This is a genomic window from Isoptericola sp. F-RaC21, assembly GCF_038593535.1.
Taxonomy (GTDB): domain Bacteria; phylum Actinomycetota; class Actinomycetes; order Actinomycetales; family Cellulomonadaceae; genus Isoptericola.
This window is the reverse complement of sequence record NZ_JBCFYX010000005.1, coordinates 413,551-439,787: the sequence shown is the minus strand read 5'-3', so window position 1 is coordinate 439,787 and position 26,237 is coordinate 413,551. Positions and strand designations below refer to the sequence as shown.

The window sequence follows — 26,237 nt, the reverse complement described above, 5'->3', positions numbered from 1 at the left end:
CCTGAGGACGAGCGGCCGGATCGTACCCCCGTGACGCGGCCGCGTCACAACGTCCCTGGTCCCGGTCTCGTGGGCCTCGCGTCAGGCGGCCCGACGGCGCAGGAAGTGCCACGCCAGCCCGAGCAGCAGCGTGAACACGACGGCGAAGACCAGCATCGTGACCCGGTAGGCGTCCACGTAGGCGTCCTGGCCGGCCGCCACCACCTGGTCGAACAGGTCGGTGTCCCGCGCCCAGTCGGGCACGGCGCGGTCGGAGAACCAGCCGACGACGGTGCCCTGCTGGGTCGGCGTCAGGCCGAGCTCCGCGAGCCGGTCGGACAGCCCGCGGCCCAGCCCGCCGTACAGCAGCGTGGAGCTGAGCGCGGACCCGAGCGCGAACGACGCCTGCCCGATGGCGGGCTTGCTGGCGACGGTGGCACCCACGAGGTCCGGCGGCGGCACCTCGACGAAGAACTCCCCCGCGGCGGTCTCGGTGAGCATGCGGGAGAACCCACCCAGCACGAGCGAGACGCCGAACACCCAGTACGGGGTGGAGGCGCCGCCGAGCACGAACAGGTACATCGACAGCGCGACGCCGGCGAGGCCGAGCAGGACCAGCGTCTGCGGGCGCCGGCCGCGTGCGGCGAGCCGGCCGGCGGCGAACGCCCCGAGCACCATGGCGAGCGACGCCGGGAGCTGCCCCAGGGTGACGTCCAGCGGGCTGTAGGCGTACACGTACTGCCACAGCAGCGACAGCTGCAGCACCATGACGGCCTGCCACATGTTGAACGACACGTCCGCGGTGAGCGCGCCGGCCAGGTTGCGGTCCTTGAACAGGTGCACGGGCAGGGCGGGCTCGTCGTGGTGCTGCTCCCACCACAGGAACCCGGCCAGCGCGACGACGCCGACCACGACCGGCACGAGCACGCGCGCGGTCAGCCAGCCGTTCGCCGCGTCGCTGACACCCCAGATGATCCCCACGAGGGCGACCGCGACGAGCACCAGCCCGATCGGGTCCGACTTGCGCCGGTGCACCGCCTTCGAGCGCGGAACGAACAGCTTGTTGAGCACCAGCGCCACCGCGGCCACCACCGGCACCACGACGTACCCGAGGCGCCAGTCCACCCCGATGAGCCATCCGCCGAGGATCGTCAGCGGGAGCGTGAACCCGACCTGGCCCGTGAAGTACAACGACATGGCGCTGGGGATGTGGTCCGGCGCCACCGTGCGGATCAGCGCCATCGACAGCGCGAGGGTGCCCGCCAGCCCGACGCCGGTGATCACCCGCCCCGTGAGGTAGACGCCGAAGCCGGGCGCCGTCGCCGTCACCACGCCGCCGAGGACGAGGGCGACGGCGCACCACATGAGCGTGAGGCGCCGCCCGAACCGGTCGCCGACTGTCCCCACCGTGAGGATCGACGCCGCAAGGGCCAGGGTCGCCGCCGACGCGGCGACGGACCGCTGCGTGGCCGACATGCCGAACTCCGCCGCGGCCGAGGCCAGCGCGGTGTTGTGCAGGGAGACGTCGGCGGCCTGGGCGACGCCCGCCACCGTGAGGGCGAGGATCGCCAGGCCCGGGCGCCGCGCGACGCCGTCGGGCAGCTCGCCCGACGGCGCACCGCCCGCGGGGCTGCCGCTCGTCGCGGCGCCGGAAGGTCCGCTCACGACGCCTCGTGCACCGTGACGCCGCGCTTGATGGTGCGCAGCACCTGGATGTGCTGGATCGCGTCCACGTCGACGTCGAGGGGGTTGTCGCTCAGCACCACGAGGTCGCCGAGCTTGCCCACCTCGATCGATCCGCGGTCGCCCTCCGTGCGGTGCTCGTACGCGGCGTTGATGGTCAGCGCCCGCAGCCCCTCGAGCGGGGTGACCCGCTCCCCTTCGCCGAGCACGACCCCGCCGGTCGACGTCCGGGACACCGAGCTCCACAGCAGCAGCAACGGGTTGATGGGCGTGACCGGGTAGTCGGAGTGGTTGGAGGGGCGCAGACCCTTGTCGATCGCGGAGCGCATGGGCGAGATGCCGAACGCCCGCTCCTCGCCGAAGTTGGCGACGTGCGTGTCCCCGAACAGCAGGGTGTGCACGGTGAACATCGACGGCTCGAACCCCTCGGCCACGTAGTCGTCCAGCTGGTCGAGGCGCATCACCTGCGAGTGGATGGGGATCGTGCGCCCGGGAGGCGTGGCCCCGGCAGCCTTGGCCGCACGGTGCGCGGCCAGCAGCTGGTCCACGGCGCCGTCGCCGTTGCAGTGCGCGAACACCTGCACGCCGTGGCGGTACGCCGTCGTCACGATCGCGTCGGTGGTGTCCTGGTCGATGTTCGCGATGCCGTGCCAGTGCTCCTGACCGCCCGGACCGCCCGTGAGGTACTCCTGCGTGACGTTCGCCGTCTTGCCCTGCGGCGACCCGTCAAGGATGAGCTTGACCCCCTGCACCGTGTGCCCGCCGACCGTCGTGTCGACAAGGCCCGACGCCACCGCCTCGTCGAGCTCGTTGAAGATCACGAGGCTGCGCACGTCCACGGGCAGGTCGCCCTCGGCGGCGAAGCCCCGCACCTTCTCGACCTGCAGCCACGTGGCGGCGCCGTCCTGCACGGTCGTCATGCCCCAGCGCGCGTACTCGGCGAGCATCGCGTCGAACTCCCCGCGCCCGTAGTCGAGGAGCGAGAACGCGAGCGGCATCCACGCCCCCTCCCACAGCACGCCGTTCGGCCGGTCGGTGCCGGGGACGCGCACGATCGTGCCGCCGTCGGGGTCCGCGACGCCCGGCACGTAGCCGTGCTCCTCGAGCACGCGCGTGCTCACGACCCCGCCGTGGGCCGACACGTGCACGACGGCGACACGGTGGTCGGGGAACTCGCGGTCCAGGATCTCGGCGGTGAGCTCGCCGCCGTCGTCCATCGAGTCCGGGTAGTAGCCCCAGCCGATGACCCAGTCGCCCGGCGCGGGGCGGTTGCGGTCGGCGGCCTCGTGCAGCTTGCGGAGCACGTCGCCCACGGTCCGCGTGTCCCCGACGGGCGGGGGCGCCAGCGCGGCGTGCTTGACGAACGGCGCCCCCATCGAGACGTGGCTGTGCGCGTCCACGAAGCCGGGGACGACCGTCCGCCCCTCGAGGTCGAGCACCTCGGTGCCCGGCCCGGCGAGCGCGCCGACGTCCGTGGCCGTGCCGACGGCCGTGATCGTGCCGTTCGTGACGGCGACCGCCTCCGCGACGGTGTCCGCGTCGTCGACCGTGAGGACGGTGGCGTTCGTGAGGATGAGGTCCGGGGTGGTCATGCGATCTCCTGCGGCTCGGAGGGTCAGCCCGCCGACGGCGCGTCGCCGCCGGCGAGCGCGGCGGGGCGGCCGTCGAGGGTCAGCGGGCCGTCGACGAGCCGGCCGGCCTTGCGGTCACGGTTCGCCTTGGCGAAGAACAGCGTGGAGATGATCGCGAAGAACGCCAGGAAGCCCGCGATGATGAACATCGTCCCGTTGAAGGAGCTGAGGAAGACCTCGGACGCCTGGTCGATCACCTTCTGCACGAGGGCGGGGTCGTAGTCGGACAGGTCCCCGCCGGAGATGTACTGCTGGATCATGCCGGTGTACTGGCCCTGCTGCGCCGGTTCCACGTTGGCGTCGGCGAACGCCTCGGCGATGCCGCGGCCGTACTGCCCGAACAGGAACGTGGACGACAGGGCGGTGCCGAGCGCGAAGCTGGTCTGCCCGATGGCGGTCTTGGACGACGCCATCGCACCCGTCAGCGCGGGCGGCGGCTTGGCCACGAAGAACTGGCCCATCGTGGTCTCGTTGAGCATGCGAGCGAAGCCGCCCACGATCATCGGGATCGCGAAGAACACGTACGGCGACGTGGTCGTGGAGAACCCGAACAGCACCATCGTCCCGATGAGCAGCACGTGGCCGATGATCAGGTTGAGCGAGGCCGGGATGCCGCGCGACAGCAGCCGGCCCGCGATCACGGCCCCGACCACCATCGCGAGGCTCATGGGCAGCTGCCCGAGGCTCACCTGGAGCGGCGTGTACTGGTACACGTACTGCCACAGCATGGACAGCTGGATCATCACCACGGCCTGCCACATGTTGAACGAGAAGCCGACGGCGACGGAGCCCGCGAGCTCGGGGTCCTTGAACAGCTTGACCGGGAACGCCGGGGCCTCGACGCGGTTCTCCCACCAGATGAAGACCACCATGAACACGACGCCGACCAGCACCGGCACCAGCACCTGGGCCGAGCCCCAGCCGTAGCTCGCCGCGTTGGACAGGCCGTAGATGAGCCCGATGAGCGCGACCGCGACCGACCCGAGGCCGACGTAGTCGAACGCGCCGACCGTGTCCGCCTTCGCCTCCGGCAGGCCGCGCATGCACATGAGGAAGGCGACGACGGCGACGATCGGCATCGTCAGGTAGCCGAACCGCCACCCGAAGCCCGCCATCCAGCCCGCGACGACGCCCAGCACCAGCGCCGCGGCGGTCTGCCCCGCGAGCCAGAACGCGACGGCCTTGGGGATGGCGTCCGGCGCCACCTCCCGCAGCAGCGCGAAGCTCAGCCCGAACGACGCCGCGATGCCGATGCCCGTGATGCCGCGCCCCAGCATGAAGACCGCCGTGGTGGGGGCGATCGCCGTGATGATGCCGCCCGCGATGGCGGTCAGGAGGCCGAGCAGCATGATGCGCCGGCGCCCCAGCCGGTCGCCCAGGGCGCCGGTCGTGAGGATGAAGGCCGCGAGCGACAGCGTGCCGACGCTGGCCGCGAACGCGCGCGACGAGCTCGACATCCCCAGGTCGACGCTCGCGCCGACGATGGCGATGTTGTTCGCGGTCGGGTCGACCACCTGGAGGCAGGACGCCGCGGTGAGCGCCACTAGCGCCGCCGTCGTGCCCTTCATGTGCCCTACGACCTGCGTCGACATGCCTGGCCTCCCCGTCCGGTGGCCCGAAACCCGGCCCGAGCACAACGTACGGTCGGCCCGCGGGCGGCGCATCAGGAAGCGGACGGCGCCCGGGGGACAATGGACGCGTGCAGTGCCCCCACTTCGACGCCGGCCGCTGCCACTCGTGCACCCTCCTCGCGACGCCGTACCCCACGCAGGTGGACGAGAAGGTGGCGCACGTGCGGGCGCTGCTCGGCTCCGCCGTCCCCGAGGCCCGCATCGACTGGCTCCCCGCCGTCACCGGCCCGGAGTCCGCGTTCCGCAACAAGGCGAAGATGGTGGTCAGCGGCACGGTCGAGGAGCCGGTGCTCGGCATCCTCGGGTCGGCGGCCGGCCCGTTCGCGGGACAGGGCATCGACCTCACCGACTGCGGCCTGTACCCGCCCGCGCTGCAGGAGTCGTTCCCCGTCCTGGCCGAGCTGATCACGCGGGCGCGGCTGCAGCCCTACGACGCGACGTCGCCGTCGCGCGGGGCGCGGCGCCGCGAGACGCCGCGCGAGTCGGCGTGGCGGGGCGAGCTCAAGCACGTGCTGGTCACGCTGTCCGCGGACGGCGAGCTCATGGTGCGGTTCGTGCTGCGCAGCCAGGAGCCCGTCGCGCGCCTGCGCAAGCACCTGCCGTGGCTGCTCGAGGCGCTGCCGCAGGTCGCGGTGGTCAGCGTCAACGTGCAGCCCGCCCACGCCGCCGTGCTCGAGGGCGAGCAGGAGATCGTGCTCACCGACCGGCAGTCGCTGCCGATGCGGCTCGACGGCGTCACCCTCCACCTGCGGCCGCAGAGCTTCTTCCAGACCAACACCGCCGTCGCCACCGCCCTGTACGCGCAGGCCCGGGAGTGGGTGGACGAGGCGGCGCCCGCCTCCCTGTGGGACCTGTACTGCGGCGTCGGCGGCTTCGCCCTGCACTGCGCCGCCCCCGGCCGCGCCGTCACCGGCATCGAGATCTCCGCGGAGGCCATCGCCAGCGCCGGGGTGACCCGGGACGAGCTCGCCCACCTGCCCGCGGACGTTGTCGTCGGCGGCCGCGACGCCGCCTGGTGGGCCGACGCCGTGGCCGACGTCCGCTTCGCCGCCGGCGACGCGACCGAGTTCGTGCTCGGGTCCGCGCGCGACGGCGCCGCCCCCGAGCTGGTGATCGTCAACCCGCCGCGGCGCGGCATCGGCGCCGACCTGTCCCGGCTGCTCGAGGAGTCCGGAGCCCGGCACGTGCTCTACTCCAGCTGCAACGCCGTGACGCTCGCCGAGGACCTCGCCCGCATGCCGTCGCTGCGGCCGACCCGCGCCCGGCTGCTCGACATGTTCCCGCAGACCAGCCACTACGAGGTGCTGGTGCTGCTGGAGCGCACCCTCGCTGGTTGAGCTTGTCGAAACCCGCACAGCCGCTCAACCCACGGCGGCAGGGGTTTCCTGAACGTGCGCTGGGGCCTACGCTCGCGCCAACCGCACCCCGCAGCGTCGCGTGGTGCGTCGCGGGCCCTCCCGGGGCCCCGCCGAGTCACCCATCTGGAGGTCGACCGTGAGAGTTCGAAAGTTCCCCGCGGTCGTCGCGACCACAGCCCTCGCCGGGCTCGTCGTCGCGGCGTCCCTCACCCCCACGGCGACGGCGGCACCCGCCGTCGCCACCGGCCGGCACGGCACCCACGTGCCCGGCCCGGACCTGTCGAAGAAGGTCACCGGCGAGCGGGTGTTCCGCCACCTGGAGGCGTTCCAGGAGATCGCCGACGAGAACGGCGGCAACCGCGCCGCCGGCAGCCCTGGCTACGAGGCGTCGGCGCGGTACGTCGAGAGGACCTTGCGCCAGGCCGGCTACCAGCCGGAGCGGCAGTACTTCGAGGCCGACACGTTCGACGTGCTCGACCTGTCGGTCACCGTCCCCGGCGTCGACATCACCCCGGTGCCGATGACCTACTCCACCTCGACGCCCGACGACGGCGTCACCGCGGCCGCGGTGCAGCCCGCCGTCGCGGACGGCTGCCCGGCCAGCGACGACCCGGAGGCGCCGCACGACGACTCGTGGGCCGGCGTCGACGCGACCGGCAAGATCGCCGTCGTGCAGCGCGGGTCGTGCGCGTTCGGCGCGAAGGCGCTCGCCGCGGGCGAGGCCGGGGCGGCCGGGCTCATCATCTACAACAACGAGGCCGGCGCGCTCAACGGCACGCTCGGCGAGCGCAACGACGGCTACGCGCCCACCGTCGGCGTCACGCAGGCGGAGGGCGAGGCGATCGTCGCCGCGCTGGGGGCCGACCCCGCGCTGCAGGTGTCGTTCGACCTGCAGGCCGAGATCGGCACCGCCGAGACCTTCAACGTCGTCGCCGAGACGACGCGCGGGCGGCACGACAACGTCGTCATGCTGGGCGCGCACCTCGACAGCGTGCCGGAGGGCCCGGGCATCAACGACAACGGCACCGGCTCGGCCGCGATTCTGGAGACCGCCGTCCAGCTGAACAAGAAGAGCGCCAAGCTCAACAACGCCGTCCGGTTCGCGTGGTGGGGCGCCGAGGAGCTCGGGCTCGTCGGCTCCACGCACTACGTCGACGACCTCGTGGCGAACGACCCCGAGGCGCTGGACGACATCGCGACCTACCTCAACTTCGACATGGTGGGCTCGCCGAACTACACGATCGGCGTGTACGACGCGGACGAGTCGACGTTCCCCGCGCCCGTCACCGTGCCCGAGGGGTCCGTGGCCACGGAGGCCGTCTTCACCGACTACTTCGACGGCATCGAGCAGCCGTGGGTGGACTCGGAGTTCTCCGGCCGGTCCGACTACGACGCGTTCATCAGCAACGGCGTGCCGGCCTCCGGCCTGTTCACCGGCGCGGACGCGATCAAGACCGACGAGGAGGCCGCCGTCTTCGGCGGCGTCGCCGGGGAGACGCTCGACCAGAACTACCACTCCGCCGGCGACGACCTGTCGAACGTCAGCCTCGAGGCGCTGGACATCATGTCCCGGGCGATCGGGCACGCCGCGCAGCAGCTGGCGTGGAGCACCGAGGCCGTCAACGGCGTCGAGCCCGGGCGACCGGGCCACGGCGGCGGTCACGGTCACGGCGGCGGCCACGGCCACGGCGGCGGCCACGGCCACGGCAAGGGCGCGCACGGCTTCGACGCGCGCTGATCAGTGCTGGTCCCGACGGGCTCAACCGGCGGACGGGCTGGGCGACGCGCTCGGTGAGGCGCTCGGTGATGCGCTCGGTGCCGCCTCGTCGTCGGACTCCGACGACATCCGCTCGAGCGTCACCGTCGGCTCGACGTCCTCGGGGGCTTCGACGTCGACCTCGATGCTGTAGTACCTCGGATCGCCCCACCCGCGCCGGGGGACGCCGACCGTCCAGCCGTCCGTGCTGTTGCTGAGCACCAGGACGTGGTCGTCCTCGGCACGCACCTCGACGACGGTGGACGACGAGGGTGCGACGACGCGGTACCACCGGCGGTCGTGCCACCCGGCCTTGGCCGACACCGTCACGGTGGTGACCACGAGCTCCGGCTCGGGCTCCTCCGGGATCGACGGCTCGTCCGTCGGGGAGGGGTCGGGCGTCGAGGGCGGCGACGTCGGCGACGTCGACGGCGTCGACGGCGACGTGGAGGGTGACGGGCTCGGCGACGCGGGCGGCGTCGTCGGACGGGCGGAGCCGGACGGGTCGGGGGACGGCGTCCGCCCTGGCTCCGGGTCGTCTCCCGGCTCCGGCGACGACGGCGTCGTGCCCGGCGACCCGGTCGGTGATCCGGTCGGCGCGGTGGTCGGCGTCGTCCCCGGGTCGGGCGTCGCGCCGTCCGACGCAGGGGGCGGCGTGGTGTCCTGCGGCGTCGGAGCGGAGGACGTCGCGCTCGGCTCGGCCGGGGCGTCGGGCGCCGTCGCGTCGGTCGGGGCGGGGGCCGGGGCGACCGCCGACGACGTCGGCGCGGGCGCCGGGGGCGCGGCGGCCGGACCGCCGCCCCCGCCGCCGCTCATCGCCACGGCGACGGCCGCGACCGCGACCCCCGCGACCGTGCCCGCGCCGATCATCCCGGCCGTGCCGAGCTGCTGGCCGAGCTGGCCGACCCGCAGCGCGAGCGCCCGCACCCACTCCCAGGCGGCGAGCAGCACGGCCCCGACCGGCCCCGACCACGCGAGCGCGCCCGCGCCCGTCGTCCCCGCGCCGAGCGCGCCGACGACCACCGGCGCGCTCGCGGCGGCGCCGGCGGCCGTGCCCGCGAGCAGCAGCGGGCCGGCGTCGCGCACCGCCCAGCCGGCCTCGCGCACGTCGATGAAGGCGCGCATGCAGCCCTGGCAGCCGAAGAGGTGCGCCTCGAGCACGGTGCGGCGCGGCGGCGAGAGGCGGTGGCGCACGTAGGAGTGCAGCGACTGCCGCGTGTCGAGGCACCCGGGCGGGCAGGAGCGGGCGTGCGCGGCGGCGAACGCGGCGCCCAGCCGCTCCTCGGCGCGACGCAGGCGGTGCAGCACCGCGCGGGCGTGCATCCCCAGCTCGGCAGCGATCGCCGAGAGCTCGCGCCCCACGACGTGCCGGTCCCACAGCAGGCGCTGGTCGTCGTGGGGCAGCGTCGCGAGCACCGTGCGCAGCACCGCGGGGTCGGCCGTGCCGGCGGCCCCCGGGGCGTCGTCCCGCCCCTCCGCCGCGGCCGCCGCGCGCATCTTCCGGATGGCGTCGTCGACGGCGCCCCGGCGCGCGGGCGCGTCGCCGTCGTGGATCGCGGTCACGCGACGCCCCCGTCCTGCCGATGCTCGCCGGTGCCCGCCGTCGCGGGCCGATCACGGCGCGCGGCACGGGCACGCCGGGGGCCATGATCGCAGCGGTCCACGGGGCGATGGCAAATCCCCTGGCCCGGGGCCACGCGGCGGAGCGACGTCCCCGGTGGCGCCGAGCGCTACTCCGTGGGCGGCTCCGACCCGTCCGTGGGCTCCGGGTCGGAGGTCGGCGTCGCGGTCGGGCTCGGCGTCGACGACGGCGTCGCGCTGGGCTCCTCCGGAGACTCCGTCTCCCCCGCATCGGGGGTCTCGCCCGTCCCCGTGTCGGTGCCGCCGGTCGACGTGCCGGAGTCGTCGGTCGGCGTGTCCGTGTCGTCCGTCGACGGTCCGGGGTCCTCCGACGACGGCACCGACGCCGACGACCCCGGCGACCCGGACGACGGCGAGCTCGACGACGAGGTCGGCTCGTCGCGCCCGGGCGACGAGGTGGGCGATGTCGACGGGTCGGACGTCGCGGCTGCGTCGTCCGACGACGGGGTCGGCGAGGGCTCGCCCGACGGCGTCGCCGACGCGTCCCCGGACGGCGTCGGCGACGCGCTCGCGCCGCCGTCTCCCCGCGGCACGGACGAGGATGACGACGCGGGCGACGTGCCGCCGCCGGGCACCGTGCCCACGGTGGTCGCCGCCGGCGACGAGCCGGGGTCGGGCGCTGCCGGCGCGGGGTCTCCGCTGCCGAGCGCGACCGCCGTGGCCGCCACCGCGACGCACGCGACCGTGCCCGCGACGATCAGCCAGCTCTGCCGGCGCGCGGGCCGCGAGACGACGCCGGACGAGTCGCCCGGGCCCGCCGCGGCCGCGACCGCGGGCGGGTGCCACCCGCCCGCGAGCAGCCGCGGCCCGGCGTCGCGCAGCGCCCAGGCGGGCTCGCGCACGTCGACGAACGCGCGCAGGCAGGCGGCGCAGTCGAGCAGGTGGTCCTCGAACGCCTCCTGCCCGGCCGGGACCCGACGGTGGACGAGGTCGTCGAGCGCCCGCCGCGTGTCGGCGCAGCCCGGCGGGCAGCCGCGGGCGTGCGCGTCCGCGAGCGCCGCCGCGAGGGTCTGCTCGGCCTGCGGCAGGAGGCGGGCCGCCGCGCGGGGGTGCGTGCCCAGCGCGGCCGCGACGGCGGACGGCTCCTGCCGCTGCACGTGCGTGGCCCACAGCAGCCGCTGGTCGTCCGGCGGGAGCGTCGCGACGGCGGCGCGCAGCACCTCCGGGTCCGCGGTGCCGGCGGCGCCCGGTGCTCCCCCGCGTCCCGCCGCCGCGGCGGCGACCCGCATCCGGCGGATCGCGTCGTCGACGTACCCGGCGCGCGACGGCGCGTCGTCACCGCCGGTCTCCGTCACGGTGCCCCCGTCCCTGGGTGTCCGGAGCGCGCCGACGGCGCGCTCGCGGGGCTCATGATGGCAGCGCGCACCAGGGTTTCGGCAAGCCCCTGTTCAGCCCGGTCTCAGGTGGCGGGACGACGGAGGCGCGGGCGGGTCAGCGCCGCGCGGTCGCGAGCGCCTCGACGCGGCCGCGGCCGGCCAGGCCCATGAGCCGGTCGAGGGCCTGCCGGGCGTCGGCGCGCTGCTCCTGCTCGGCGGCGGCCACCAGGGAGTAGAGGTCCTTCGGGTCCTCCGGCTCGGCGACGAGGTCCAGGTGCTGCAGCAGGTCCGCGGGGACGTCGTCGCGCACGAGGCGCAGCGCGGTCCAGTCCTCGACGGCGAAGCCGACGGAGTCGAAGACGGTCACGGTCGTGTCGTCGGGCGTGCGCCGGTCCCCGGCGTGCCGGGCGAACGTGCCGCCCGGACCCGCGGTGGCGGGCGCGCCCCGACGCCCCTCGCGCCGGCCGGCCACGACCTCCCACAGCTCCGTGACGACGAGGTCCGGGGTCTGCTGGATCTCGCCCTCGATGCGGGTCTGCGGCTCGTACTCGACGAACACGTCGGCGGCTCGGAGGATCGCCGGGTCGAGCTCCGTCTTGCCGGGGCAGTCCCCGCCGATGGCGTTGACGTGCACGCCCGGGTGGGCCAGGCGCGTGACCATGTCGTGGGTGAGCACGGTCGCGTTCGCCTTGTCCGCCGTGCAGGTGGTGACGACGTCGGCGCCCGTGACGGCGTCCTCCCCGCTGGTCGCCTCGTGCACCTCGAACCCGAGGGCCCGCGCGTGCCGGGCGAGCTTGGCCTGCGCGCCCGGGTCGGTGTCCCAGACGCGCAGGTGCGTGATGCCGAGCGCGACCCGCATGCCCAGGGCCTGGAACTCCGACTGCGAGCCCGCGCCGATCAGCGCGAGGGTCCGCGAGCCGGCGCGTGCCAGGTAGCGGGCGGCCAGGGCCGACGTCGCCGCCGTCCGCAGCGCGGTGAGCAGCGTCATCTCGGCGAGGAACGTGGGGTAGCCGTTGCGCACGTCGGCGAGGACACCGAACGCGGTGACCGTCTGGTAGCCGCGCGCCGGGTTGCGGGGGTGGCCGTTGACGAACTTGAAGCCGTAGGTGACGTCGTCGGACGTCGGCATGAGCTCGATGACGCCGTCGCGGGAGTGCGACGCGATCCGCGGGCGCTTGTCCAGGTCGGGCCAGCGGGCGAAGTCGGCCTCCAGGGTGTCCACGAGGCGCCCGATGACGGCCTCCGGGCCGCGGTGCGCCACCCAGCGTGCCATGGACGCGACGTCGAGGAACGGGACCGTGCTCGGGTGCGTGCTCATGCGCGGGCCTCCTGGCTCACGGGGGTGATGGCTGGGCGCAGCTCGAGGGTGCAGCACTTCACGGAGCCGCCGCCCTTGAGCAGCTCGGACAGGTCGACCCCGACCGGCTCGAAGCCGCGCTCGCGCAGCCGGGCGTGCATCCCGGTGGCCCGGTCGGTGAGGAACACGTGGAGCCCGTCCGAGACGGCGTTGAGGCCGAGCACCGCGGCGTCCTCGGGCGTCGCGAGGACCGCGTCCGGGTAGCGCTCGGCGAGCACGGCCTGCGAGGCGGGGCTGAACGCCTCCGGCAGGTACGCGATGGTCGCGGGTGAGGTGCCGCCGTCGAGCACGGCCAGCGCCGTGTCGAGGTGGTAGTAGCGCGGGTCGACGAGCTCGAGCGTCACGACCTCGACGCCGAGCAGCGCGGCGACCTCGGCGTGCGCGGCGCGGGAGGTGCGGAAGCCGGTGCCGGCCAGCAGGACGTCGCCGGCCAGGAGCAGGTCGCCCTCGCCCTCGTTCTGCTCCGCGGCCTGGCCGAGGCTCGTGACGCCGTCGCCCGCGCCGGCGAACCACGACTCGTACGCGGCGCCCTCCGGCCGCCGCTCCGGGTAGGTGAACCGCGCGGCCAGGGCGCGCCCGCCGAGCACGACGCCGCCGTTCGCGGCGTACACCATGTCGGGCAGCCCCGGCACAGGGTCGATCAGCTCGACGCGGTGGCCGTGGGCCTCGTAGGTGGCGCGCAGGTGCTCCCACTGCGCGAGCGCCCGGCCGGCGTCGACCGGCACGCCGAGGTCCATCCACGGGTTGATCTCGTAGACCACGTCGAAGTAGGTGGGCGGGCACATGAGGAAGCGGCGCGGGGTCGCCGTCCGCTCCCGGGTGCTCTCGGGCTGAGGAACCGTGGCCGACGTCGTCGTCGGCGTGGTGAGGGCCGTCATGTCCGGGACGCTAGGGCCGCGGACGTTGCGCACGACGCGCGATCCGTTGCGCGTATCCGGGCTGGACCTGGCGGATCGTGCGCGGCGGCTGAAGAATTCGGGCATGAGACCGCATGGGGACGGCATGGTGACGACATGGACGCGCTGAACCGGCGGATCGTCGGGCACCTGCTGCGCGACGGGCGCGCGACCTACGCCGACATCGGCGCCGACGTCGGCCTGTCCGCGCCCGCGGTGAAACGGCGCATCGACGTCATGATCGCCCGCGGCGAGATCACCGGGTTCACGGTGCGGGTGTCGCCGGAGGAGCTGGGCTGGGGCGTCGAGGCGTACGTCGAGCTGTTCTGCCGCGGCAACGTCTCCCCCGCCACGCTGCGCCGCGACCTGGCGACCATCCCCGAGATCGTGCGCGTGGACACCGTCACGGGCGAGGCCGACGCGATGGTGCAGATCATGGCCGGGAACATGGCCGACGTGGAGCGCACGGTGGAGGCCATCCGCGGCAGCGCCCGCGTGGACAAGACCCGAACGTCGCTGGTCATGACGCGCGTCATCGACCGGCCCGCCCGCACGTCGTCGGCGGAGGAGGCGTGACGTGCGCGCCCGCCGCGCCGTCGTCGGGATCGCGGGCCTCGCGCTCGGGGTGGCGGCCGCGCTCGCGGCCTGCACCACGCCCGGGGACGACACCGAGCCCCTCCCGGCCGACGTCGCGCCGGCCCTGACCGCCGCGCTGCGACAGGACCGGACGCAGTACGCCGACCGCACGGCCGCGCTGCACGTGGTCAACGGGTCGGACCGCGCGGTGACGCTGCTCGGCGGCACCCTGGACGCCCCCGGCTTCGGGCCGAGCACCCCGGACGGCGACCCGCGCGCCCGCACGCTCGCGCCCGGTGCGGGACGAGACGTGCGGCTGCGGCTCGGGGAGGTCGACTGCGACGCCGACGCCCCGGAGCCGCTCACCGGCGCGGCCGCGCAGACGACGCCGGTGGCGACCGCGACCGTCCGCCTGGCGCCGGGCGAGCTGACCACCGATCCCCGGGACGCGGCCTCCGACGCCGACGGCGGGACCGCCGTCCAGGTGGACGTCACCGACCCGCTCGGCCGCCTCTCCGCCGTGCACGCGGAGGCGTGCGCCGAGCGCCTCGTCGCGTCCGGGGTCGCGCTCCGCGTCACCGGCGTCGAGTCCGCCACGGTCCGCACCGCGGACGGTGAGGCACCCGGCGGACGGCTGACCCTCGCCGTCGACCCCGTGCCCGGCGGCCCGCCGGTGCGCCTCGTCGAGATCACCGGCACCACCCTGCTCACCCCCGCCGCCGGCGACGCGTGGACGGGCGACGACCTCGCCGGCCAGGCCGACGGCCAGGTCGTGCTCGACCTCGTGCCCGCGCGCTGTGACCCGCACGTGGTGGCCGAGGACAAGCGCGGCACGTTCCTGCCCGTGCACGCCGAGGTCGACGGCGCCCCGCAGCCGGTCGTCCACGTCCCCATGACCGACGAGCAGCGCGCCGCGACCTACGACCTGGTGCGCGACGCCTGCGGCTGGTAGGTGTCAGCCGACCCAGACCGTGGCGAGCCAGACCGCGGCCGCGGCCAGCACCACCAGGACGAGGTTGAGCCCGACGACGTTCCTCTCGCCCCGGGAGAGGTGCAGCGCGGTGGCCCCGACCTGCAGCACGACGAACCCGGCCGCCGCGACGAGCGCGAGCCAGGGGGCGACGCCGGTGAGCGGGGGCAGCACGAGGCCGATCGCCCCGAGGATCTCGAGCGTCCCGATCACCCGGACGGCGGGCATCGGGATCGTGTCGACCCAGCCCATCATGGGCCGCAGCTGCTCCTTGGCCTGCAGCACCTTCTTGCCGCCCGCGTACCCGTAGAAGACGGCGAGCAGCGCGGCGACGATCCAGTAGGCGACGGTCATGGTGTTCTCCGACTCTCGGGCGCCGGACGATGGTGCGGCGCAATGGTGACGACTTGTGCGTAGCCGCATCATTCGTGACTATCGGAGGGCCTACAAAAGGCACACCGGTGTTCGTGACGCACAGGAGACGGTCATGTCGCACTACGAGGACACGTGCAGGATCCGCGGCGACCAGGGGCAGGCGATCCGCGGGATCCTCGACCGGGTGGCCGACAAGTGGACGCTCCTGGTCGTGACGACGCTCGACGACGAGCGCCTGCGCTTCACCGACCTCCAGCGGCGCATCCCCGGCATCTCCCAGCGCATGCTGACGCTGACCCTGCGGCACCTCGAGCGGGACGGTCTCGTGACACGGACCGCCTACGCCGAGGTGCCGCCGCGCGTCGAGTACGAGCTGACGGAGATCGGGGCGACGCTCATCGGCCCCGCGCTCGCCCTGGCCGACTGGGCCATCGCGAACAACCCCACGATCGAGGCGAACCGCGAGACCTTCGACGCCCGGTGAGCCGGCACGGCGTCACCCCCTCGCTGTCCCCGACGGGCTTCCGCCCCACAGTGCTTCCAGCGCGTCGGCGCAGGTCGTGTGGATGACCAGCGGATGCCCGGCCACCCACGACATGGGAGAGCCAGCGCCCTCGACGGATGACGACACAGGACGGTGACCGTTCGCGCCAGCGGACCTCAGGACGTGTCAGGCAGGCTTGGTCCGGGCTGACAGCCAGGACCCGGCGCACCCGCCCCAGAACTCGGGGGCCAGGCCGAGCCCTTCGACGCGGCGCTCGTGCCGACGGTCGAACAGGTGCGCCTCGAGCGCACGGTCGCGGTCATTCTCGCTTTCCCCGCTTGCGGATCGGCGGCACGCGCAGCTCGGGCATGGCACGAAGCATGAACTGATCGAAGTGCGGAACGGTGAAGGCCGCGTACCCGTGCTCCGGCGTGTAGAGCAGGCCCATGTTGATGAGCTCGGCGCGGGTGGGAGCCACCTGTGTCGAGTCGCGACCCATGACCTCCGCGACGGCCGCGGCCTTCTGAGCATCAGGTCCGAGCTCCGCCATGGCTCGCATGTAGACGCGCTGCAGCTCCGTCGCCCGATCGAATCGCACGCGGAAGAACGATGAGTCGAGCTTCGACGCGTAGACGGGCTCCGCGTCCCGCACGTCGTCGAGGGTGATCACCGGACCTCGAGCGCGAAGCCAGACCGCCGAACCCAGCTCCTGGATGAAGTAGGGGTAGCCACCCGAGATCTCCGCTGCCAGGCCCAGCGCCTCCTCGCTGAACTCGGCGCCCTCTTCGCTCGCTGGTTCGGCAAAGGCTCGCCTTGCGTCGTCCGTGCCGAGATATCCGATGGCAGGGAACTTGAAGAGTCGCTCCGAGTACGACTTTGCGTCGCCGGTCAGCTCGGCGATCTGGGGCAGACCGGCGCCCACGAGCGTCACCGGCAGCTTGCGTTGGACGCACTTGTGCAGCGCGGCGATGACTGCCTCGAGCTGTCGGGCGGACAAGAACTGGATCTCGTCGAAGAGCAGGACGAGTCCGCGGTCATGCTCGCGTGCGGCCTCACCCAGGGCCACGAAGACATCCGTGATGTCGAGCGCGAGGTCAGCATGATCCGCGAAGCCGGTGACGACGTCGACATCGAGCCCTGCCTGGAAGCTGCCGTCCTGATCGACTCGCACACTGAACGACTTGAGGATCCCCGCGGCCCGCCGCAGGCGGTCGCTCCAACGAGCGCGAGGAGCGATCTCGTACAGCGCCGTGCGCAGCTTGGCCGCCAGGAGCCGCCGGAACGCGTCGTCGGCGTGCTTGCTGCCCTCGAGCTCGACGACGACCCAGTCGGCATTGAGCGCCTTGAGGCGGAACTGTCCGAGCAGGACAGTCTTCCCGACGCCGCGCAGCCCGGTGATGATCATGGACTGCTCGGTTCGCCCCCGCACCAACCTGCCGAGCAGCAGGTCGAACGAGGCCAGCTGGTCGTCGCGTCCCACGACTGCTTGTGGCTCGGCCCCAGCGTTGGGTGTATAGGGGTTCGACACCGCGTCCATCGCTCGACCTTAGCGACCTTAGGTGGGTTTATCTAGATCGGATAAACCCACCTAAGGTCAGCAAGACACAGCTGCGAAAGGTCCGCCGCGTCGGTCAGAGGCTGCTGAAGATGACCTCCCACAGGCTCTTCACCCGCAGGGTGGTCGTCGTCGTGGCAGCCTCGGTGGCGTCGTCGCCGGAGTAGCGCAGCTCCACCTCCACGGTGCCGGGCTTGAACGGCCCCACCCACAGGCGGGCGTCGCCCTTCCGGTTCAGCGTGTCGGCGTCCACCTTCTTGCCCTTGATCGTGGCCGTGACCTTGCCGGTGGGCGTGCCGTCGGGCGTCTCGACCGACACGTCGAGGCGCGCCGGCTGGAGCCACGCGACCACGGTCTCCGGCGCGTCGACCGTGAGGGTCGGGGTGGCCTTGGCGGGCTCGGTCACCTCGATCGGCACGGTCACCTCGGTGCCGGTCGCCGCGCCCGACAGCGTGAGCGAGGCGGCGCCGGCGGGGGCGTCGGCCGGCAGCTCGACGGCGACCGACGCCGTGCCGGTCGTGTCGTACGGCTCGGCGCCGGCGGTGCTGTCGACGGCGGCGGTGCCGAGCTCCTGGTCGCCGAGGGTGACCGTGAGCTCCGGGTCGGTGACGTCGCCGGGGGCCGACATCGACCACGACGAGACGTCGAACGACACCGTGTCGCCGGGCGCGTACGCCTCCGGCGCGTCGGCCGGGAACGAGACGCCGACGGCGCGCTGGCTCGGGTCGACCGCGAGCGGCTCGTCCGCGGCGTGGCTCGCCATGTAGTCGACGAACGCGGCCAGGTCGGCCTTGCCGGTGTCGCGGGCGTTCGCGCCGTCCGCGAAGGCGCGGAAGTTGTCGCCCCCCGAGGCGAGGAACGAGTTGACCGTGACGGAGTACGACGCGGCGGGGTCGATCGCCTCGCCGTCCAGCCAGATGCCGGTGATGCGGTCGCCCTCCTCGCGGTTCGCGTCGAAGGTGTACGTGAACCCGTCGGAGACGCCGAGGCGCAGGAACGGCCGCGACGGCACGTTGCCGTCGGCGTCGCGCTGCCACTGCTGCTCGAGGACGGCCTTGAGCTGCTCGCCCGTGAGGTCCATGTTGACGAGCGTGTTGGCGAACGGCTGCACCGCCGCCGCCTGCTTGTAGGTGAGCGTGCGCGGGAAGGCGTCCGTGCCGGAGCCCACCATGTCGGCGCGCAGGCCGCCCGGGTTCATGAACGCGATCTGCGCCTCGCCGGACTCCGGCGCCTCGGTGGCCCACCGCTGCACCTCGGCCACCAGGTTGCCGAGCGTCGACTCGCCGCCGCGGTTCTCCGCGCCGGACGACAGCTTGGCGCGGTGGAACGCCCCGCCGATCTCGCCCAGCGGCTCGGCGCCCAGGACGTCGGCCTCCTTGACGGCGTCCGACACGATCGTCGTGACGTCCGGGTCGGCCGGGTAGTTGCCCGCGAGCGGCAGGACGCCGGTCTCGACGCCCACCGGCTCGCCGGTCGCGGCGTCCACGGAGTACGTGAGCTGGTTGAGGTTGTAGCCGTACTGGCCCGCCGAGACCACCGGCCGCTCGGTCACGGCCTCGCCGGCCCACTCGTCCACCGGGAACGCGCAGTCGTACGCGAGGTGCGTGTGCCCGGAGACGATGGCGTCCACCTCGGGGCTCACGTCGTTCACGATGCTCGCGAACGCGTTGTCCGCCGTCGGCATCGAGGCGCAGTCCGTGGACTCCGCACCCTCGTGCACCAGCATGACGACGAGGTCGGCTCCCTCGGCCTTGAGCGCGTCGGCCTCCTCGTTCACCGAGTCGACGATGCCGCGCACCTCGAGGTCCGCGATGCCCGCCGGGCTGACGAGGGCGGGCAGCTCCTCCGTCACCGCGCCGACGAACCCGACCTGCACGTCGCCGAAGTCCTTGATCCACGTGGCGGGGACGGCGTCGTCGCCCGTCGCCTTGACCTTGAGGTTGGCCGCCACGTACTGCCACTGCGCGCCGCCGTACGGGTTGGTGTCCGCGTCGTAGGGCGCCATCACGCGGCTGGTCAGGTCGTCGTAGCCCTGGTCGAGTTCGTGGTTGCCGACCGCCGACACGTCGAGGCCCGCGGCGTTGAGGGCGTCGATCGTGGGCTTGTCGTGCTGGATGAACGACTCGAAGGTCGAGGCGCCGATCAGGTCGCCGGCCGCCGCGAACACCGTGTTCGGGTTCTCGGCGCGCAGCTGCTGCACCGCGCCCGCCAGCACCGCGGCGCCGGCCTCGGTGCCGTTCGCCTGGATGCGGCCGTGGAAGTCGTTCGTGGCGAGGATCTGCACGTCGACGATCGGGTCGGCGCTGGCCGTCACGGCGCCGGCGGTCGTGACCCCCGCGAGGGCGAGGGTGACGCACGCGACGCCGGCGGTCCGCCGGCGGAGGTGGGGCCGAGCAGAGGACATGGGGTGCTCCCGGTGACAAGGACTGTGGTGGGCGTCACCGTAGCGGCGTCGTGCGACAGCGGCATGACGACCGTGAGAACCGGGAGAGAACGGGAGCTCGAACTACCTCGCGGGGGTTCGAACTACCTCGCGGGGGTTCGAACTACCTCACGGGGATCTGAACTACCTCGCGGGGTTTCGGACTACCTCGCGGAGACTCGAACTACCTCGGCGGGCTCGGCGGGCTCGGTGGGCGCGCTCAGGTGGCCCGTGCGGCGCAGCCACCACTCGGCGAGCAGCGTCGTCAGGGGCGGGACGGCGGCCGCGAGCGCCACCAGCGCGCGGAACCAGCCCCAGCGCAGCTTCACGGCGGCGACCAGCGCGACCACCACGTACGCGACGAACGCCGCGCCGTGCAGGCGCCCGAACAGCCAGACGCCCGCCTCCGTCGTCTCCGTGACGTACTTGAGAAACATGCCGACCAGCAGCCCCGCCCAGGTGAACGCCTCGATCACGGCGACGACGGCGAACACGCGGCCGACGACGGACAGCGGCGGGCGGGCGGGCGACGGGGACGCGGAAGACATGCGGGACCTCTCGGGCGGTGCGGGACGGCGGCGCGCCCAGTCTGCCCGACGTGCGTCGTCGTCCCGCCCGACGAGGTGACAGCCCGTCGGCACCGCCCGGGCGCACCCGGCGGCGGCCGGGGCCGCGGGTACGGTGGCGGCCGTGCCCGACGCCTTCCCCGGCCCCGCCGCCCCGCTGGTCGGCGCGCCCGACGACGACCTGCTGCACGTCATGAGCCTCAACGTCCGCGTCGCGATCGACGACACGACCTCCGGAAGCCCGGACCACTGGCCGGACCGCGCGCCGCTCGTCACGGAGCTGCTGGCCCGGGAGCGCCCGACGCTGCTCGGCGTGCAGGAGGCGCGCTTCGGCCAGCTCACGACCGTCGCCGGCGCGCTCGGCGACGGCTACCGGTGGGTGGGGCACGGCCGGGAGGGCGGGGCCGCCGGGGAGCACGCCGCGATCGTCTACGACGCGCGCCGGCTGACCCTGCTGTGGTGGGACCAGTACTGGCTGTCGGACACGCCCCGGCTGGCGGGCTCGACGTGGGACCACGTCTACCCGCGCGTGGTGACGTGGGCCCGGTTCCGCGACGAGCGCACCGGACGCGAGCTGCTGCACGTCAACTCCCACCTGGACCACGAGTCCGCCGACGCGCGGGAGCGCGGCGCCCGCGTGGTGCTCGGCGAGATCGCGAGCGCCGGGCTGCCCGCGGTGTTCACGGCCGACACGAACGCGCCGACGGAGGGCTCCGCCCCGTACGACGTGCTCGTCACCGACGGCGGCCTGCTCGACACGTGGCGCGCGGCGGCCGAGCGGCTGACGCCCGAGGTCGGCACGTTCCCCGACTACGGCGACCCCGTGCCCGGCGGGGAGCGCATCGACTGGATCCTCACCACCGCCGGCGCCGAGGTGCGCACGGCGGCGATCAACACCTGGCGGCGCGACGGCCGCTGGCCCAGCGACCACACGCCCGTGCAGGCGCTGCTGCGACTCTCCTGACCCGGCGCCTGCACACCCCGTGGGTCCGCGCCCCCGTCGCCGATGAGTTCGGCGGCCCGCCGGCGTCTGGCCCTCCATGACGTCAGGCACGGGGACAGCAGGCGTGGGTACAGCAGACGCGGGGACCGCGGGCATCGGGCCCGCCGACGGCGACGCGCTCGGCCCGGAGCGGTACGCCGAGGTCGACGGGGTGCGCCTGTGCTTCCAGGCCGTCGGCGACCCGGCCGATCCGACGATCCTGCTGCTCGGCGGCGTCGGGTCGCCGATGGACTGCTGGCCGGCGGACCTGTGCCTCGCGCTCGCCGGTCGGGGCCGGCACGTCGTGCGCTACGACCACCGTGACACCGGGCGCTCCACCACCTGCCCGCCCGGCGCGCCGGACTACACCGGCCGCGACCTCGCCGAGGACGCCCTGCGCGTGCTCGACGCCGTCGGCGCCGAGCACGCGCACCTGGTCGGCATGTCGGCGGGCGGCGTCATGGCACAGGAGCTCGCGCTCGAGCGCCCGGACCGCGTCGTGTCCCTCACGCTGGTGGCGACGACCCCCGTCGTCCGCGGCCCGGACGAGGACGAGCTGCCGCGGCCGGCACCCGAGCTCCGCGGCCTGTGGGACGGTCCGTACCCCGACCCCGCGGACACCGCCGCGCTCGTCGAGGCCGCCGTCGCCGAGGACCGCGCGCTCACCGGCCGGGGTTCGTTCGACGAGGGACGCGCCCGCGCGGTCGCGACCCGGGCCGTCGAGCGCTCGATCGACGCGACGGCCGGGACGAACCACTTCGCGGCCGAGCCAGGAGCGCCGTTCGCCGGCACGCTCGCCGACATCCGCGTGCCGACGCTCGTCGTGCACGGCACCGAGGACCCGCTGTTCCCGGGGCACGGCGCGGCGCTCGCGGCCGCGATCCCCGGCGCGCGGCTGCTGCTGCTCGAGCACGTGGGCCACCAGGTGCCGCCGCCGACGTCGTGGGACGTGCTGCTGCCGGAGCTCGTGGAGCACACCCGCGGGTAGCGGGTGGAGGATGACGCCATGCCATCTCTCACCCTGACCACCTGGGGCCACGCCGGTGTCCGGCTGGAGCGGGACGGGCGCGTCCTCGTCGTCGACCCCGGGACCTTCACCGACCCGCGCATGCTGGACGGCGCGGACGCCGTGCTCGTCACCCACGAGCACCCCGACCACGTCGACGTCCCGCGCGTCGCGGCCGCGCTCGCCGCCGACGCGGCACCGGAGCTGTGGGCGCCGGCGCCGGTCGTCGAGCAGCTCGCCGGCGCGGGCGCGCCGGCCGAGCGGCTGCACGCGGTGGACGACGGCGCGTCGTTCGATGCGGCCGGGTTCGCCGTGCAGGCCCTGGCCCACGAGCACGCGACGATCCATCCGGACGTGCCCCGGCCCGCGAACGTCGCGTTCCTCGTCGAGGGCACGGTGCTGCACCCGGGCGACTCGTTCGCCCCGGCGCCCCCGGGCACAAGCCTCCAGGTGCTGGCCGTGCCCGTCGCGGGGCCCTGGATGAAGCTCGCCGAGGCGGTCGACTACGTGCGGCAGGTGTCGCCCCGGGTCGCGGTCCCGATCCACGACGCGATCCTCAACGACGCCGGCCACGGGCTCGTGGACCGGCTCGTGGGCGGGCTCGGCGGCGCCGAGTACCGCCGTCTCGCGCCGGGCGAGCCGCTCGAGGTCCCGCTCGCCGGCTGAGCCTGTCGACACCCAGCACGACCGGTGATTGAGCCTGTCGAAATCCAGTCACCGGGTTTCGACAGGCTCAACCAGCGGTGGGGGCGGGTCTCGACAGGCTCAACCAGCGGTGGGGGCGGGTCTCGACAGGCTGGTCCAGCGGGACAACGGTGCCTGCAGCTCCGCCGACCCGCCGGCGGGCCGGAAGCCGAGCGCCACGTTGATCGCCAGCATCGGCGCGTTCGTCTCGTTGTTCCACGTGGAGATGCGGCGCGTGGCGGGGCGCAGGCGGGTGTGCTCGCGCAGGTTCGTCGCCTTGAGGAGCATGCCGAGACGGTGGCCGCGGTGCTCGGGCAGCACCACGGTGCTCTCCTGCTCGGTGAGCTCGGGGCGGTCGGCGTCCCACACGAGCAGCGTCATGCCCGCCAGCGTGCCGGTGGCGACGTGCTCGGCGGCGGTCACCAGGGCGCCCTGACTCCGCTCGGCGCGCTTGGCCTCCTCGCCGCGGATCCGCGGCCCGTCCCACCGCTCCGTCTCGAGCGCGAGGCCGCCGTTCGGCTCGTCCTCCGTCAGCCGCTGCTCCAGCGCGGCGAGCTGGTCGACCCACTCCTCGGGCACCGGGTCCTGCCAGGTGTGCAGGCGGTAGGCGTCGCCGGCGTGGGCCGCCGCGTCGGCGACGAACCGGTCGACGACGTCGTCGGGCAGCGGGACGTCGAGCACGGAGCGGCGCGCGACGATCTCCAGCCCCAGGCCCGCGCGCCGGGCGAGGCGCATCCCGGGCAGGTCGGCGGAGACGCGCCCCGGCCCCTCGGCGGGCGCGAGCGCGTCGGGGGCGTCCGCGGCCGGCTCGTCGGCGAGCTCGACCTCCGCGAACACCGTCGTGCGCCCCTCGGTGAGGGCGACCCGGCGGAGGCGGTCCGCGATCGCCGAGCCGATCCCCCGCCGCCGGTAGGAGGGGTGCACCGCGACCCGCACGACGGCCAGGTGCCGGTTGTCCGTGACGGGCAGCGTGAGGTCGCCGTGCCCGACGACGCGCGGCGACGCGGCGCCGTCGTCCACCACGGCGACGAGGCGGCACCGCCGCAGGTGCTCCTGGTGGAGGTCGTCGACCAGCAGGTCGACGGCGCGGGGCGCGAAGTCGTCGTGCCCCAGGTCGGTCAGCGCGACAGCCCGCTCGAGCGCCGCGACGCCGTGGTGCGCCCAGGCCTCGGGGACGTCGAGGCGGTCGGCGCGGGGTGGCTCGACCAGGCGCCACGTCGGTGTGGTCGCGGGGGTGCTCATGCGTCCCACGGTGCGCCGCGAGGGTGGTCCGCGTCACGGGCTTTTCGACGGGCGACGTCGCACGTCGGGGGCCCCGACGCGTAGGGTGCCTGCGATGACGACCGAGACCCCGCTGCCGGTGACCACGGGCCGCCTGGTCCTGCGCGCGCACCGCGCGGACGACCTCGGCCCCCTGCTCTCCTACTACGCCGACCCCGAGGTGGCGCGCTACCTGCTCGAGGACCCCTGGACCCCCGAGGTGGCCGAGGCCCAGCTCGCGAAGCGCCTCGCCCGCACCCGGATCGACGAGCCGGGGTCGGCGCTGGCCCTCGTCGTCGAGCACGAGGGCCAGGTCGTCGGCGACGTCGCACTGTGGACGACGGGCGACACCGTCTCCCGCGGCGAGATCGGCTGGGTCTTCCACCCCGACCACACCGGCCAGGGCTTCGCCACCGAGGCCGTCCGCGCCGTCCTCGGCCTCGCGTTCGACTTCTACCGCATGCACCGCGTCGTCGCGCAGCTCGACTCCCGCAACGAGGCGTCCGCCCGCTTGTGCGAGCGGGTTGGCATGCGCCGCGAGGGCCACCTGCGCCAGGACTGGTGGTCCAAGGGCGAGTGGACCGACACGCTGGTGTACGGCGTCCTCAAGGGCGACCGGGCTGCCTAGGCTCCCGAGCGTGGCCTCAGCGTCTCTCCCTCCGGCCGAGGACCGCACGGACCGGCTCGACCTGTACCGGCCGGTGCCGGCGGACGTCGACGAGCTCTTCGCGATCGGCAGCGACCCGCGCGTGTGGACGCACTACCCGAGCCTGCGCCAGACCGACCCTGCGCAGAGCGCGGCGGACGTCGCCCGGCGCACCGCGTGTTGGGAGGCGGACGGGCTGGGCCCGTGGACGGTCCGCCGCCGGGGGGAGCCCGGCATCGTCGGGTACGGGGGCTGCTCGGTGCTGCACGGCGCTTTCTGGAACCTCGGGTACCGGTTCGCCGTCGCGGCACAGGGGCAGGGGTACGCGACCGAGATGTCCCGGGCGGCGATCCGCCGCGCCGGCGAGGTCCGGCCCGACCTTCCGGTGATCGCCTACCTGCTGGAGCACAACCTCGCCTCGGCGGCCGTCGCCCGCAAGCTCGGCCTGACGCTCCAGCACCGCGGCCCCGACGCCGGCAACCCCGACCCCGGGGCCGTGCGCCTGGTCTTCGCCGACCGCCCGCTCGACGACGCGCAGCTCGCGGCCGTCATGCGCTGAGGCGGCGTCCGCCACGCCTCAGCGCCGCTCGACGTGCTCCGCCAGGAACTCCGCCCACGTCTGCTTGCCGACGGCGCGGTCGGGCGCGAGGTTGCCGCCCGCCGCGTACGCCCGCGACGCCGCGCCGGGCACGCGGACCGGCATCGTCGGGCGTCGCGACCCGACGGCGTCGAGATAGGACCGCACCATCCCGCGGAACGTGTGGATCTCCGGCCCGGCGAGGTCGGGCACGCGCCCCTGCGGGTCGCCGAGGGCCAGCTCCACCAGGCGGGCCGCGACCTCGTCGGCGGCGACCGGCTGTGCTCGCCAGCCGGACGGCGTGGGCACCACCGGCAGCTTCGCGAGCGCCCGGGCGGCGATGAGCACCAGCTCGTGGAACTGCGTGGCGCGCAGGTTGGTCCAGGCGATCCCGGACTCCTCCAGCACCCGCTCCTGGGCCAGCTTGCTCGCCATGTAGCCGAGGGCGCGGCGATCGAAGCCCGACCGCACCGGCACCTTCTCCGCCCCCACCACCGAGACGTTCACCAGGTGCGGCGCCGTGCCGGCGTCCCGGACCGCCCGCACCAGCGCCCGCGCCATCGGCTCGTTGTGGAGCTGGTCGCCCGCGAGGTGCACGATCACGTCAGCGTCGGCCACGGCCTGCGCCAGGCCCTCGCCGGTCGCCCAGTCCGCGACGACGTACCGCACGCCGTCGCCCTCCGCGTGCGGGCTGCGGCTGACCACCCGCACCTGCGCGCCCGTCCGGACCAGCCGCGGCACCACCAGCCGGCCCAGGTGCCCCGTGCCGCCCGTGACCAGGATGCGTGCGCTCATCGCTCCTCCTTCGTCGTCGCGCGACCACCGCGCGTCCTGCACCTCCGACGACGCCGGCCGTCCGGACGTGACGGCGGCACCGCCAGGGCGG

The 26,237-nt window shown here is 74.4% G+C and carries 23 protein-coding genes; 10 read left to right on the top strand and 13 right to left on the bottom strand.

The window, feature by feature from the left end; all coding sequences use genetic code 11:
* Window positions 1–81 precede the first annotated feature (81 nt).
* From AAG589_RS20200 to AAG589_RS20190, 3 genes are read right to left on the bottom strand one after another with little or no spacing between them, the layout of a single operon-like run.
* Complete coding sequence (locus AAG589_RS20200; RefSeq protein ID WP_430569086.1) at window positions 82–1,644, bottom strand: MFS transporter; 1,563 nt, start codon at window positions 1,642–1,644, stop codon at window positions 82–84.
* The gene (locus AAG589_RS20195) at window positions 1,641–3,254 is read right to left on the bottom strand and encodes an amidohydrolase (protein WP_430569085.1); all 1,614 of its coding nucleotides are present in this window, start codon (window positions 3,252–3,254) and stop codon (window positions 1,641–1,643) included. Before AAG589_RS20195 ends, AAG589_RS20200 begins: the two co-directional genes overlap by 4 nt.
* A 23-nt stretch (window positions 3,255–3,277) precedes the next feature.
* Window positions 3,278–4,885 (bottom strand): MFS transporter, encoded by a 1,608-nt coding sequence (locus AAG589_RS20190; RefSeq protein WP_430569084.1) that lies wholly within the window; start codon window positions 4,883–4,885, stop codon window positions 3,278–3,280.
* Between the two features lie 107 nt (window positions 4,886–4,992).
* On the opposite strand from AAG589_RS20190, the gene rlmC reads away from it, so the two are divergent.
* Together rlmC and AAG589_RS20180 are read left to right on the top strand one after the other, a co-directional pair.
* On the top strand, window positions 4,993–6,261 hold the full coding sequence (rlmC, locus tag AAG589_RS20185) for a 23S rRNA (uracil(747)-C(5))-methyltransferase RlmC (protein ID WP_430569083.1): 1,269 nt from the start codon (window positions 4,993–4,995) through the stop codon (window positions 6,259–6,261).
* Window positions 6,262–6,418: 157 nt separating this feature from the next.
* A complete protein-coding gene (locus tag AAG589_RS20180; RefSeq protein ID WP_430569082.1) occupies window positions 6,419–8,020 on the top strand; it encodes a M20/M25/M40 family metallo-hydrolase in 1,602 nt (533 codons plus the stop codon).
* A 21-nt stretch (window positions 8,021–8,041) separates the two neighbouring features.
* Here AAG589_RS20180 and AAG589_RS20175 read toward each other — a convergent pair whose 3' ends face one another.
* The 4 genes from AAG589_RS20175 to ddaH form a co-directional block, all read right to left on the bottom strand.
* Entirely contained in the window at window positions 8,042–9,601 is a 1,560-nt protein-coding gene (locus tag AAG589_RS20175; RefSeq protein ID WP_430569081.1) for a zf-HC2 domain-containing protein, read from the bottom strand.
* 167 nt (window positions 9,602–9,768) lie between these two features.
* Window positions 9,769–10,974: a hypothetical protein gene (locus AAG589_RS20170; protein ID WP_430569080.1), complete on the bottom strand. Its 1,206-nt coding sequence runs from the start codon at window positions 10,972–10,974 to the stop codon at window positions 9,769–9,771.
* A 136-nt stretch (window positions 10,975–11,110) separates the two neighbouring features.
* Window positions 11,111–12,313: an ornithine cyclodeaminase gene (locus AAG589_RS20165; protein ID WP_430569079.1), complete on the bottom strand. Its 1,203-nt coding sequence runs from the start codon at window positions 12,311–12,313 to the stop codon at window positions 11,111–11,113.
* On the bottom strand, window positions 12,310–13,230 hold the full coding sequence (ddaH, locus tag AAG589_RS20160) for a dimethylargininase (protein WP_430569078.1): 921 nt from the start codon (window positions 13,228–13,230) through the stop codon (window positions 12,310–12,312). The genes AAG589_RS20165 and ddaH overlap by 4 nt, the downstream gene beginning before the upstream one ends.
* Before the next feature lie 135 nt (window positions 13,231–13,365).
* On the opposite strand from ddaH, the gene AAG589_RS20155 reads away from it, so the two are divergent.
* Entirely contained in the window at window positions 13,366–13,824 is a 459-nt protein-coding gene (locus tag AAG589_RS20155; RefSeq protein ID WP_430569077.1) for an Lrp/AsnC family transcriptional regulator, read from the top strand.
* A gap of 1 nt (window position 13,825) precedes the next feature.
* A complete protein-coding gene (locus AAG589_RS20150; protein WP_430569076.1) occupies window positions 13,826–14,776 on the top strand; it encodes a hypothetical protein in 951 nt (316 codons plus the stop codon).
* A 3-nt stretch (window positions 14,777–14,779) separates the two neighbouring features.
* On the opposite strand, the gene AAG589_RS20145 is transcribed toward AAG589_RS20150, so the two are convergent.
* Complete coding sequence (locus AAG589_RS20145) at window positions 14,780–15,148, bottom strand: DoxX family protein (RefSeq protein WP_430569075.1); 369 nt, start codon at window positions 15,146–15,148, stop codon at window positions 14,780–14,782.
* A gap of 133 nt (window positions 15,149–15,281) precedes the next feature.
* Between AAG589_RS20145 and AAG589_RS20140 the strand changes: the two genes are divergently transcribed.
* Window positions 15,282–15,653: a winged helix-turn-helix transcriptional regulator gene (locus AAG589_RS20140; RefSeq protein WP_430569074.1), complete on the top strand. Its 372-nt coding sequence runs from the start codon at window positions 15,282–15,284 to the stop codon at window positions 15,651–15,653.
* A 319-nt stretch (window positions 15,654–15,972) separates the two neighbouring features.
* Here AAG589_RS20140 and AAG589_RS20135 read toward each other — a convergent pair whose 3' ends face one another.
* From AAG589_RS20135 to AAG589_RS20125, 3 genes are all read right to left on the bottom strand, one after another.
* Window positions 15,973–17,190 carry an ATP-binding protein gene (locus AAG589_RS20135; protein WP_430569073.1) on the bottom strand — a complete coding sequence of 406 codons (1,218 nt, stop codon included), beginning with the start codon at window positions 17,188–17,190 and terminating at the stop codon, window positions 15,973–15,975.
* Between the two features lie 94 nt (window positions 17,191–17,284).
* Entirely contained in the window at window positions 17,285–19,612 is a 2,328-nt protein-coding gene (locus AAG589_RS20130; RefSeq protein ID WP_430569072.1) for a bifunctional metallophosphatase/5'-nucleotidase, read from the bottom strand.
* A gap of 182 nt (window positions 19,613–19,794) precedes the next feature.
* Window positions 19,795–20,178, bottom strand: a complete 384-nt coding sequence (locus AAG589_RS20125) for a DUF3817 domain-containing protein (RefSeq protein ID WP_430569071.1) — start codon at window positions 20,176–20,178, stop codon at window positions 19,795–19,797.
* Between the two features lie 142 nt (window positions 20,179–20,320).
* On the opposite strand from AAG589_RS20125, the gene AAG589_RS20120 reads away from it, so the two are divergent.
* The 3 genes from AAG589_RS20120 to AAG589_RS20110 all read left to right on the top strand — a co-directional run bounded on the left by AAG589_RS20120 (window position 20,321) and on the right by AAG589_RS20110 (window position 22,850).
* Window positions 20,321–21,160, top strand: a complete 840-nt coding sequence (locus tag AAG589_RS20120; RefSeq protein WP_430569070.1) for an endonuclease/exonuclease/phosphatase family protein — start codon at window positions 20,321–20,323, stop codon at window positions 21,158–21,160.
* Window positions 21,161–21,263: 103 nt separating this feature from the next.
* Entirely contained in the window at window positions 21,264–22,166 is a 903-nt protein-coding gene (locus tag AAG589_RS20115; protein ID WP_430569069.1) for an alpha/beta fold hydrolase, read from the top strand.
* Between the two features lie 18 nt (window positions 22,167–22,184).
* Window positions 22,185–22,850, top strand: a complete 666-nt coding sequence (locus AAG589_RS20110; RefSeq protein ID WP_430569068.1) for an MBL fold metallo-hydrolase — start codon at window positions 22,185–22,187, stop codon at window positions 22,848–22,850.
* A 99-nt stretch (window positions 22,851–22,949) separates the two neighbouring features.
* On the opposite strand, the gene AAG589_RS20105 is transcribed toward AAG589_RS20110, so the two are convergent.
* Window positions 22,950–24,110 (bottom strand): GNAT family N-acetyltransferase, encoded by a 1,161-nt coding sequence (locus tag AAG589_RS20105; RefSeq protein ID WP_430569067.1) that lies wholly within the window; start codon window positions 24,108–24,110, stop codon window positions 22,950–22,952.
* Window positions 24,111–24,204: 94 nt separating this feature from the next.
* On the opposite strand from AAG589_RS20105, the gene AAG589_RS20100 reads away from it, so the two are divergent.
* Both AAG589_RS20100 and AAG589_RS20095 read left to right on the top strand, forming a co-directional pair.
* Window positions 24,205–24,756 carry a GNAT family N-acetyltransferase gene (locus tag AAG589_RS20100; RefSeq protein ID WP_430569066.1) on the top strand — a complete coding sequence of 184 codons (552 nt, stop codon included), beginning with the start codon at window positions 24,205–24,207 and terminating at the stop codon, window positions 24,754–24,756.
* 10 nt (window positions 24,757–24,766) lie between these two features.
* Window positions 24,767–25,333: a GNAT family N-acetyltransferase gene (locus AAG589_RS20095; protein ID WP_430569065.1), complete on the top strand. Its 567-nt coding sequence runs from the start codon at window positions 24,767–24,769 to the stop codon at window positions 25,331–25,333.
* An 18-nt stretch (window positions 25,334–25,351) separates the two neighbouring features.
* On the opposite strand, the gene AAG589_RS20090 is transcribed toward AAG589_RS20095, so the two are convergent.
* The gene (locus AAG589_RS20090; RefSeq protein WP_430569064.1) at window positions 25,352–26,146 is read right to left on the bottom strand and encodes an SDR family oxidoreductase; all 795 of its coding nucleotides are present in this window, start codon (window positions 26,144–26,146) and stop codon (window positions 25,352–25,354) included.
* Window positions 26,147–26,237: the final 91 nt, after the last annotated feature.

What these genes read in the sequence shown, in the direction of transcription:
- AAG589_RS20195 (WP_430569085.1), bottom strand. Translation starts at nt 3,254, where the DNA reads ATGACCACCCCGGACCTCATCCTCACGAACGCCACCGTCCTCACGGTC.
- AAG589_RS20190 (WP_430569084.1), bottom strand. Translation starts at nt 4,885, where the DNA reads ATGTCGACGCAGGTCGTAGGGCACATGAAGGGCACGACGGCGGCGCTA.
- AAG589_RS20165 (WP_430569079.1), bottom strand. Translation starts at nt 12,313, where the DNA reads ATGAGCACGCACCCGAGCACGGTCCCGTTCCTCGACGTCGCGTCCATG.
- ddaH (WP_430569078.1), bottom strand. Translation starts at nt 13,230, where the DNA reads ATGACGGCCCTCACCACGCCGACGACGACGTCGGCCACGGTTCCTCAG.
- AAG589_RS20155 (WP_430569077.1), top strand. Translation starts at nt 13,366, where the DNA reads ATGGACGCGCTGAACCGGCGGATCGTCGGGCACCTGCTGCGCGACGGG.
- AAG589_RS20145 (WP_430569075.1), bottom strand. Translation starts at nt 15,148, where the DNA reads ATGACCGTCGCCTACTGGATCGTCGCCGCGCTGCTCGCCGTCTTCTAC.
- AAG589_RS20140 (WP_430569074.1), top strand. Translation starts at nt 15,282, where the DNA reads ATGTCGCACTACGAGGACACGTGCAGGATCCGCGGCGACCAGGGGCAG.
- AAG589_RS20135 (WP_430569073.1), bottom strand. Translation starts at nt 17,190, where the DNA reads ATGGACGCGGTGTCGAACCCCTATACACCCAACGCTGGGGCCGAGCCA.
- AAG589_RS20130 (WP_430569072.1), bottom strand. Translation starts at nt 19,612, where the DNA reads ATGTCCTCTGCTCGGCCCCACCTCCGCCGGCGGACCGCCGGCGTCGCG.
- AAG589_RS20125 (WP_430569071.1), bottom strand. Translation starts at nt 20,178, where the DNA reads ATGTCTTCCGCGTCCCCGTCGCCCGCCCGCCCGCCGCTGTCCGTCGTC.
- AAG589_RS20110 (WP_430569068.1), top strand. Translation starts at nt 22,185, where the DNA reads ATGCCATCTCTCACCCTGACCACCTGGGGCCACGCCGGTGTCCGGCTG.
- AAG589_RS20105 (WP_430569067.1), bottom strand. Translation starts at nt 24,110, where the DNA reads ATGAGCACCCCCGCGACCACACCGACGTGGCGCCTGGTCGAGCCACCC.
- AAG589_RS20100 (WP_430569066.1), top strand. Translation starts at nt 24,205, where the DNA reads ATGACGACCGAGACCCCGCTGCCGGTGACCACGGGCCGCCTGGTCCTG.
- AAG589_RS20090 (WP_430569064.1), bottom strand. Translation starts at nt 26,146, where the DNA reads ATGAGCGCACGCATCCTGGTCACGGGCGGCACGGGGCACCTGGGCCGG.